This is a genomic window from Phycicoccus sp. (genome assembly GCF_035325325.1).
Lineage (GTDB): Bacteria > Actinomycetota > Actinomycetes > Actinomycetales > Dermatophilaceae > Phycicoccus.
Window position 1 is genome coordinate 112560 of record NZ_DAOLAC010000007.1, and the last position, 7661, is coordinate 120220.

At 73.5% G+C, this 7661-nt stretch carries 9 protein-coding genes; 3 read left to right on the top strand and 6 right to left on the bottom strand.

All coding sequences use genetic code 11. From position 1 onward, the window contains the following. Positions 1 to 46 precede the first annotated feature (46 nt). From PKA89_RS07160 to PKA89_RS07185, 6 genes are read right to left on the bottom strand one after another with little or no spacing between them, the layout of a single operon-like run. Positions 47 to 553, bottom strand: a complete 507-nt coding sequence (locus tag PKA89_RS07160) for an FxsA family protein (RefSeq protein WP_324418015.1) — start codon at positions 551 to 553, stop codon at positions 47 to 49. Beyond that, on the bottom strand, positions 550 to 1329 hold the full coding sequence (locus PKA89_RS07165) for a polyprenol monophosphomannose synthase (protein ID WP_324418016.1): 780 nt from the start codon (positions 1327 to 1329) through the stop codon (positions 550 to 552). The genes PKA89_RS07160 and PKA89_RS07165 overlap by 4 nt, the downstream gene beginning before the upstream one ends. Beyond that, positions 1322 to 2884, bottom strand: a complete 1563-nt coding sequence (gene lnt, locus PKA89_RS07170) for an apolipoprotein N-acyltransferase (RefSeq protein WP_324418017.1) — start codon at positions 2882 to 2884, stop codon at positions 1322 to 1324. The genes PKA89_RS07165 and lnt overlap by 8 nt, the downstream gene beginning before the upstream one ends. A 14-nt stretch (positions 2885 to 2898) precedes the next feature. Further along, positions 2899 to 3291, bottom strand: a complete 393-nt coding sequence (locus PKA89_RS07175) for a hotdog domain-containing protein (RefSeq protein WP_324418019.1) — start codon at positions 3289 to 3291, stop codon at positions 2899 to 2901. Continuing rightward, positions 3288 to 4073, bottom strand: a complete 786-nt coding sequence (locus PKA89_RS07180) for an OAM dimerization domain-containing protein (RefSeq protein WP_324418021.1) — start codon at positions 4071 to 4073, stop codon at positions 3288 to 3290. Before PKA89_RS07180 ends, PKA89_RS07175 begins: the two co-directional genes overlap by 4 nt. Further along, the gene (locus PKA89_RS07185; protein WP_324418023.1) at positions 4070 to 5677 is read right to left on the bottom strand and encodes a lysine 5,6-aminomutase subunit alpha; all 1608 of its coding nucleotides are present in this window, start codon (positions 5675 to 5677) and stop codon (positions 4070 to 4072) included. The genes PKA89_RS07180 and PKA89_RS07185 overlap by 4 nt, the downstream gene beginning before the upstream one ends. A gap of 181 nt (positions 5678 to 5858) precedes the next feature. Here PKA89_RS07185 and PKA89_RS07190 point away from each other — a divergent pair, with 181 nt between their 5' ends. The 3 genes from PKA89_RS07190 to PKA89_RS07200 form a co-directional block, all read left to right on the top strand. Beyond that, the gene (locus tag PKA89_RS07190; protein WP_324418025.1) at positions 5859 to 6395 is read left to right on the top strand and encodes a hypothetical protein; all 537 of its coding nucleotides are present in this window, start codon (positions 5859 to 5861) and stop codon (positions 6393 to 6395) included. Positions 6396 to 6472: 77 nt separating this feature from the next. Next, positions 6473 to 7075 (top strand): GNAT family protein, encoded by a 603-nt coding sequence (locus PKA89_RS07195; protein WP_324418027.1) that lies wholly within the window; start codon positions 6473 to 6475, stop codon positions 7073 to 7075. Positions 7076 to 7168: 93 nt separating this feature from the next. Then, on the top strand, positions 7169 to 7661 hold a 493-nt coding region (locus tag PKA89_RS07200), incomplete at its 3' end, for a hypothetical protein (protein WP_324418029.1).

Consider the following 7661-nt stretch of genomic DNA (forward strand, 5'->3'; position numbering starts at 1 on the left):
GCCGGTCACCCGCGTGGTGGCCGGCGCTCCGTCGTGCGCGGGGACGTCACTCGACGACCTCGCCCCGGACGACGTCCGGCGGGCCGTCCCCGTTCCGTCCGCCTCCCCCGCCGCGCGGACCCGGCCAGTCGCCGAAGGGGCCGAGCAGGCGGCGGGCGACGGCCGCCTCGAGCCAGGCGCGGGTGATCGGGCGCGTCCACGGCAGGATGACGAGGAAGCCGACCACGTCGGTGACGAATCCGGGGGTGAGCAGGAGGGTGCCGCCGACGAGCACCAGCGCGGCGTCGGCGAGCTCGCGGCTCGGCATCGTCCCGCTGCGCAGCGCACCGCGCAGCGCGGCCCAGGCACGGCCGCCCTCGCGCTTGACGATCCACGCCCCGAGCAGTGACTCGAGCAGGAGCAGCAGGAAGGTCGGCCACCCGCCGATCGCTCGCCCGACGAGGACGATGACGGCGATCTCGAGGAGCGGCACGACGAGGAGGGCGAGGAAGACGCCGCGCAGGACGAGCGCCCGGCGACGCCCGCCGGGCCGGCGGTCTCCCGCGGCGGTCACAGGGTGTGCCACCGCTCCGGCCGCCGGACGAGCTCGCGTGCCTGGGCGGCACGGTGCCGGACGCCCCAGCCGGTGATCCGGCGCAGCGACTCGGTCATGATGTCGCGGCTCATCTTCGAGGCGCCGACCTCGCGCTCGACGAACGTGATCGGCACCTCGAGCACCGTGAGCCCGGCCCGGACCGCCCGCCAGGTGAGGTCGGTCTGGAAGCAGTAGCCCTGCGACGCGACGTCCTCCAGGCCCATCTCGCGCAGCGCGTCCGTGCGGTAGACCCGGAAGCCGGCCGTCGCGTCGTTGACCGGCATGCCGAGGAGCACCTTGACGTACAGGTTGCCGCCGACGGAGAGCGCCTTGCGGTGCAGCGGCCAGTTGACGACCTTGCCGCCCGGCACCCAGCGCGAGCCGATGACGGCGTCGGCGTGCTCGGCCGCCGCGAGGAGGGCCGGCAGGTGCTCGGGGCGGTGCGAGCCGTCGGCGTCCATCTCGACGACCGCGTCGTACCCCCGCTCGAGAGCCCAGCGGAAGCCGGCGAGGTAGGCGGCGCCGAGGCCTTCCTTGCCGGGCCGGTGGATGACGTGCACCTGCGGGTCGGCGGCGGCGAGCTCGTCCGCGACCGCGCCGGTGCCGTCCGGGGAGGCGTCGTCGAGGACGACGACGTCGGCGGCCGGGACCGCCTCGCGGACACCGTGGACGGCGGCGGGCAGGTTCTCGCGCTCGTTGTACGTCGGGATGAGCACGGCGACGCGCTCGAGCGGCGGGCGGGGGGTGTCAGGCAACGGGGTGTTCCTCGGGGTGGCTGGGCTCTGGCGCCACCCTAACGCGCCGGCCGGAGCGGACCGACGCGAGGACGAGGAGGACGAACAGCGCCGTGGCGAGGACGACCGGGGCGTCGCCCAGCCGGTCCGAGGGGGTGGTCTCCGAGCGCAGCACGACCCGCTCGACGCCCTGTGCGGCGGTGAACAGCCCCGTCTTCCCCGTGACCGAGCCGTCGGGGGCGACGAAGCCGGAGACCCCGACGGTCGAGACGTGGACGACGCTGCGGCCGTGCTCGATGGCGCGGATCCGGGAGATGGCGAACTGCTGCTCGGACTCGTCGGTGTACCCGAAGGTCGCGTTGTTCGTCTGGACGAGGATGACGGAGTCGGTGCTGTCGGCCGCCGCGACGCTGTCGCGCATCAGGCCGTCGTAGGCGACCTCGAAGCAGATCGTCGGCAGGGCGGCGTAGGTGCCGCCCGCGGCGGGGACCCGGAAGACCCCGATGGTGTGCCCGGCGACGAAGTTCCCGGCCAGCTCGGCGGCCGGGGTGAACATCGCGAAGAACTCGCGGTGCGGGATGTACTCCGCGAACGGCACGGGGTGCAGCTTCGTGTACCGCTGCGGCGCACCGGGACCGGTGTAGAAGAGCGAGACGTTGGAGTTCGCGCCGGGCGGCTCGGCGAGCACCGCGCCGAGGACGAGCGGCACCCCGAGCCGCCGCTGCGCGTCGCGGATCTCGAGGTCGGCGTCCGCGTTGCGGAAGGGGTCGATGTCCGAGGCGTTCTCGGGCCACACGACGAGCGAGAGGTCCTTCGGGGCACGCTCGGCGAGGGCCAGGGTTCCCTTGACGTGGTTGTCGAGCACGGCGCGGCGCTGGGCGTTGAAGTCGAGCCCGGCCTGCGGGACGTTCCCCTGGACCATGCCGACGACCTCGGTCCGCCCGTCGGTCGGGAGCGGGATGAGCCCGGCGGCCAGCGGCAGGGCCGCGACGACCGCCCCCGTGAGGACGCAGACCGGCCGGCGCCCGAGCAGCCCCCAGGCGAGGGCGACCAGTCCGGCGCCGGCGACGGCCACGGCGAACGTCACCCCGGGCGCGCCAAGCCAACGCGCGACGTGGGCGAGCGGGCCGTCGGCCTGGCTGAACGCGAGCCGGGCCCACGGGAACCCGCCGTACGGCGTGGTCGAGCGGGCCCACTCCTGGACGACCCAGCCGAGGGGCACGAGCAGGAGCGCCGCCCGGGAGTGGCCGGCCGGGACGAGGCGCCGTCCGGCGAACCCGACGACGCCGGACATCAGCGCGAGGTAGAGCGCCTCGAGCACCGCGAGGGCGAACCAGGGCAGCTTCCCGACGTAGACGCCCGACCACGAGAGGGTCGGCACGAAGAACGCGAGGCCGGCGACGAGGCCGAGCAGGACGCCGCGCGGGGCGCCCGCGCTCAGCGTCGCCCATCCGAGCAGCGCGACACCGACCGGCGCGAGCCACCACAGGTCGTACGAGGGGAACGACAGCCACAGCGCCAGGCCGGCGAGGACGGCCGCGGCGAGGCCGGCCGGCAGCCGGGGCGGGGTGGGCACCGGCCCACCGTAGGTCACCCGGCTGGAGGGACGACGACGACCCCGCGGGCGGTCGTCGCGACGAGCGGCGGGTCGAGGACGTCGGCCGCCGACTCCCCGCGCTCCGGGGCCCCGCGGCCGACGACGCGCACCTCGAAGGCCATCTCGCGCGACCGCGTGCCGACCCGCACCAGGCGCGCCTCGATCTCGATCACGTCGCCGGCCCGGACCGGCGCGACGAACTGGACGTCGGAGTAGGAGGCGAAGAGGCCCTCGTCGCCGTCGGTGCGGATGCACAGCTCGGTGGCGACGTCGCCGAAGGCCGCGAGGCTGTACGCGCCGTCGACGAGGTTGCCGGCGTAGTGCGCGTGGGAGTACGGCACGTAGCGGCGGTGGGTGACGCTCTGGCCGACCTCGGCGCGGGTCATCGCTCTTCTCCTCGGGGGTCGGGGACGGTGCGGGGGGCGACGAGCTCGTGGACGAGGAACGAGGCGACCTCGCCGGGCGTCGTGCCCCGGCCGAAGACGCGGTCGACGCCGAGGGCCCTCGCCGAGCCCTCCTCGAAGCGCGGACCCCCGACGACGAGCAGCGGCACCTCGCCGGCCGGGAACGCCTCGCGGAACGCGGCCGACATCGTCGTCGTGTTGTGGATGTGGGCGTCCTTCTGGGTGACGACCTGCGAGACGAGGACGGCATCGGCGCCGACCTCGCGGGCGGTCTCGACGAGCTCGGGCACGAGGACCTGGGCGCCGAGGTTGACCACCTTCATCTCGCGGTAGTACTCGAGCCCCTTCTCCCCCGCGAACCCCTTGATGTTGAGGATCGCGTCGATGCCGACGGTGTGCGCGTCGGTGCCGATGCACGCCCCGACGACGACGAGCTTGCGGCCGAGGTGGCTGCGGATGGCCTGGTTGACCTCGGCCGAACCGAGCAGCGGGAACTCACGCTCGACGACCTCGACCTCGCGCACGTCGACGAGGTGGGTCACCGACCCGTACACGACGAAGAAGGTGAAGTGCGGGCCCATCGCCTTGGCGTGGACGAGCAGCGCGGGGCTCATCCCCATCTTCGCGGCCAGCTGCAGCGCGGCCCCCTCGGCCCGCTTGTCGTGCGGCAGCGGCAGGGTGAAGGAGACCTGCACCATGCCGTCGCCGGTCGTGTCGCCGTAGGGCCGCACGATCGGGCCCGGTCCGGCGGTCTCCGTGCTCATCGGGTGGCCCCTTCCTCGAGGAGGGCGGTCGCCGGGTTGTCGTACCCGTCGGCCTTGACGACGACGCCGTCGAGCCCCTTGCCCTTGGTCGGCGGGCGCTTCATCGCGCCGAACGTGCCGTCGGTGATGGCGGCGAGCAGCGGCTGCGGGTAGGTGGTGCCCTTCGCCGTCGTGTCCGAGACGATGGTCTCGAGCAGGTCGACGGCCTCGGAGAGCACCTGCCGGGCCCGGGTCTGGATGAAGCCGTCGCGCGGCGGGTGGAAGTCCTCGGTGAGCCCGCCGGCGGCGTCCATGACGTAGCGGACGTTCTGCAGGGCCAGGTCGCGGTCGGAGAGCCACGGCGTGACGACGGCCTCGGTCATCATCCCGACGAGGAGGATGCCCTGGCCGGTCATCGCCCCGACGAGGTTGAAGAAGCCGTCGAGCAGGTAGCCGCGGAACACGTCGCCGGTCATGTGCTTCGTCGGCGGCATCCACTTCAGCGGCGCCTTCGGGAACAGCTGCCGGGCGAGCAGGGCGTGGGCCAGCTCCATCCGGAAGGAGTCCGGGAGGTCGGGGTTGATCTCGAAGGCGTGCCCGAGGCCGAGCTGCCAGTCCTCGAGACCGGCCTCCTTGGCGAAGTACTCGTTGAGCAGCTGGCTGACCGTGACGGTGTGCGCGGCCTCGACGGCGTCGGCGGTGGTCAGGTAGTTGTCCTCGCCGGTGTTGATGATGATGCCGGCGCGGGCGTGCACCTGCCGGCTGAAGCGCTGGTCGACGAAGGTGCGGATCGGGTTGATGTCGCGGAAGAGGATGCCGTACATCGAGTCGTTGAGCATCATGTCGAGCCGCTCGAGGCCGGCGAGCGTGGCGATCTCCGGCATGCACAGGCCGCTCGCGTAGTTGGTGAGCCGGACGTAGCGGCCGAGCTCGCGGCTGCTCTCGTCGAGGGCGGCCCGCATGAGGCGGAAGTTCTCCTGCGTGGCGTAGGTGCCGGCATACCCCTCGCGGGTCGCGCCCTCGGGGACGAAGTCGAGGAGGGACTGCCCGGTGGAGCGGATGACGGCGATGACGTCGGCCCCCTCGCGGGCCGCGGCCTGCGCCTGCGGGATGTCCTCGTGGATGTCGCCGGTCGCGACGATGAGGTAGACCCACGGGGTGCGCGGGGCGTCGCCGACCGTGGCGACCATCCGCTCGCGGGCGCGGCGCTGGGCGTCGACGCTGCGGATGCCCTTCGCCACGGCGCTGCGGGCGGCCCGGCGCGAGGCGGTCAGGTCGCGGCCCTCGGGAAGGCGGAAGGCCACTCCCCCGCTGCTCGCCTTCTGGGCGAGCGTCAGCAGGTCGGGGGCCTCGCCGCGGCGCAGCGCGTCCCAGACCGGCGTGGTGACCCCGTGCTCCAGGCCGACCTCGCCGCGCACCGCGTCGACGAGGTGGTTGACCCACGGGGTGCCCTCGTGGTCGGCGCCGGAGAGCCCGGCGAGGCGGAGGGTGGCCCGCTCGACGGAGACCGTCGTGTGGGCCCGGGCGAGGTCGACGACCGGCTTGCCTGCCCTGCGGGCCAGGCTGCGGGCCTTGCGGACGACGGCCGGGTCGAGGTCGAGCAGGGCGGGACGGCGCGAAGACACGGCGTCAATCTAGCAATCGCGCCGCAGGACTTGTAGCCGACCGGTGGGTTCGCCGGAGATCCTCGCGCCGGGGCGTCTCCGAGTTGCCGGTGGGGTGGCTGCCCGGTAGCCATGGTGGTGGAGGAGGACACCACCCGGGGGGCGAAGTCGTCGTCCCCCGACGACCGGAAGGACACCCTCCATGGCCTCCGTGCCGACCATCCGCACGACCACCCGCACCACCGTGCGTCGCCCACTGCGAACCCTGCTCGCCGGCCTCGCCGTCGTCGTCGCCATTGTCGGCCTCGCCGGGCCGGCCTCGGCCGTGACCCAGGCGAGCGCCGAGTCGCAGTTCCGCGCCGCCGGCGTCACGTGGTCCTCGTCCGGAGGCTGCACGTCCCGCAGCAACCCGACGTGCACCTCGTTCGACGGCCTCCGGCAGGCGACCGTCGACGGGGGCGTGACCCTGAGGCGTGCGAGCGGGTGCGCCCTCAACATCACCGGCGGGACCGAGGTCGGGCACGCGAGCGGCACGTACTCGCACGCCAACGGCTACAAGCTCGACTTCTCGCGGACCAGCTGCCTCACGGGCTGGATCCACGGCACCTACACCTACATCGGGCTGCGCGGAGACGGTGCGCCCCAGTACCGGGCGGCCTCCGGCAACGTGTACGCCGACGAGGGCAACCACTGGGACGTCACGTTCTACTCGTGCGGGGGGTGCCGCGCCGGGGCCTGAGGCCCTCTCGGTGGTGCTGCGCCGCTCGGCCGGAAACCCGGTCGAGCGGCGCAGCGACGTCTGGTTCGATCGGATCGATGACCGCCGACGCCCCCGACTCCCTCGACGTCCCCTCCCCCGTCTCCTGGCCGCGCCGGGTCGCGGATCTCGTCCTGCGCCCTCCCGTCGAGGCGGATCTCGACGGGGTCCTGCGGTGGCGGCGGCTGCCGGAGGTCACCCGCTGGCTGCTGCGGACCGAGGTGGACGAGGTGGCGATGCGCGACCGGTTGCGCGGGGCCCGGGACCCGCACGACCACTCCTGCGTCGTCCTCCTCGGTGACGACCCGGTCGGCATGGGCTATCTCGAGGTGGTCGACGGCATGGGACAGGACGGGGAGGAGGCGCACCGCCGGAGTGAGGGCCTGCTCGGCTGGAACCTGGCTCCGCAGGTGTGGGGGCGGGGGTACGGGACGATGGTGGCCCGCGAGCTGGTCGCCATCGCCTTCGGCGAGCTTCGGCTACGTCGCGTGACGGCCGGTTGCTTCGCCGACAACATGGCGTCGTGGAAGGTCATGGAGAAGGTCGGGATGCGCCGCGAGCAGCACGGCGTGCGCGACTCGTGGCACGCCGAGCTCGGCTGGGTCGACGGCTTCACCTACGCGATGCTCCGCGACGAGTGGGATGGCGTGGCGGGTCGCTGAGCCTTCGTCATGCTTGTCGAATCTCGTTCTGCTGAGGGCGAACTGTCCTCCACAGGGGCTTGCCGTTCGAACGTGCGTTCGGTACGATGAGGCATGGACAGGGGGAGCATCTCGAGCCGCATCGCGGGCCTTCGTGCGGAGGTCTCGGCGTTGGGTCGTGAGCTGGCCGAGGGCGGGTCGGGGCTGGCGGCGGAGGACGCGTTCGCGCTCGCCGGGGAGGCTCAGCACCTGGCCAACTCCGCTGACGGGCTGGTCGCGGTGGCTGCCTCGTGGGGCGCGCGGGTCGAGGTGCGCCTGTCCGGGAGTGGTCCGGTGGAGCGGGTGCACCCGGTGGGGTTCGTGGACCCGATGTCGGCGTCGATGTTCTGCCTGGAGGCCGGGCTGACCGAGGGGGTTGCCGGTCGGAAGGTGACGCTCGGCGCCACCTTGGGTGAGCGGTTCCCGCGGGTGCGTGGGCTGCTGGTCGAGGGGTCGGTCGGGACGATTGCCGCGCAGAAGGTCGTCGACGCGTGCGCCGGCCTGGACGTCGACGCGTGCCTGCGGGTGGATGCCGAGCTGGCGGGCCGGCTGGGGTCGATGGACCCGG

What these genes read in the sequence shown, in the direction of transcription:
- PKA89_RS07195 (WP_324418027.1), top strand. Translation starts at nt 6,473, where the DNA reads ATGACCGCCGACGCCCCCGACTCCCTCGACGTCCCCTCCCCCGTCTCC.
- PKA89_RS07175 (WP_324418019.1), bottom strand. Translation starts at nt 3,291, where the DNA reads ATGACCCGCGCCGAGGTCGGCCAGAGCGTCACCCACCGCCGCTACGTG.
- PKA89_RS07180 (WP_324418021.1), bottom strand. Translation starts at nt 4,073, where the DNA reads ATGAGCACGGAGACCGCCGGACCGGGCCCGATCGTGCGGCCCTACGGC.
- PKA89_RS07190 (WP_324418025.1), top strand. Translation starts at nt 5,859, where the DNA reads ATGGCCTCCGTGCCGACCATCCGCACGACCACCCGCACCACCGTGCGT.